Genomic DNA, 558 nt, shown 5'->3' on the forward strand with positions numbered 1-558 from the left:
ATCTGCTTCGTACTTGCCAACATCTATTCTGTCAATTTTACAATTGCCATTCATAGGGTTTCAAAGCAATGCCGAGGACCGGAATCGAACCGGTACGGTGATCACTCACCGCAGGATTTTAAGTCCTGTGCGTCTGCCAGTTCCGCCACCCCGGCGTTAGAACAAGCTAAGCGGAAAACGGGGTTCGAACCCGCGACCCCCACCTTGGCAAGGTGGTGCTCTACCACTGAGCTATTTCCGCAGTCTGGATGCCGGCTAAAGGATTTGAACCCTCGACCCTCTGATTACAAATCAGATGCTCTACCAACTGAGCTAAGCCGGCGTATATTCGCCTTGTTATACAAACGAGACTAAAATGCGGGTGAAGGGACTTGAACCCCCACGCCGTAAGGCGCTAGATCCTAAATCTAGTGCGTCTGCCAATTCCGCCACACCCGCAAAATATTTCTATGAGCCGTGCAGGGCTCGAACCTGCGACCCTCTGATTAAAAGTCAGATGCTCTACCAACTGAGCTAACGGCTCAAAAAATGGAGGTTGACGGGATCGAACCGCCGACC

The 558-nt window shown here is 51.6% G+C and carries 5 tRNA genes; all 5 read right to left on the reverse strand.

Annotated features, from left to right (window positions below):
- Positions 1 to 69: 69 nt before the first annotated feature.
- Positions 70 to 155 (reverse strand) — tRNA-Leu (locus RV15_RS18420).
- 14 nt (positions 156 to 169) lie between these two features.
- A tRNA-Gly gene (locus RV15_RS18425) sits at positions 170 to 241 on the reverse strand.
- Between the two features lie 8 nt (positions 242 to 249).
- Positions 250 to 322: transfer RNA gene (locus RV15_RS18430), tRNA-Thr, on the reverse strand.
- Between the two features lie 34 nt (positions 323 to 356).
- Positions 357 to 438, reverse strand: a tRNA-Leu gene (locus tag RV15_RS18435).
- 12 nt (positions 439 to 450) lie between these two features.
- Positions 451 to 523 (reverse strand) — tRNA-Lys (locus tag RV15_RS18440).
- Positions 524 to 558: the final 35 nt, after the last annotated feature.

The organism is Enterococcus silesiacus (assembly GCF_001886225.1).
Classification (GTDB): Bacteria; Bacillota; Bacilli; order Lactobacillales; family Enterococcaceae; genus Enterococcus_L; species Enterococcus_L silesiacus.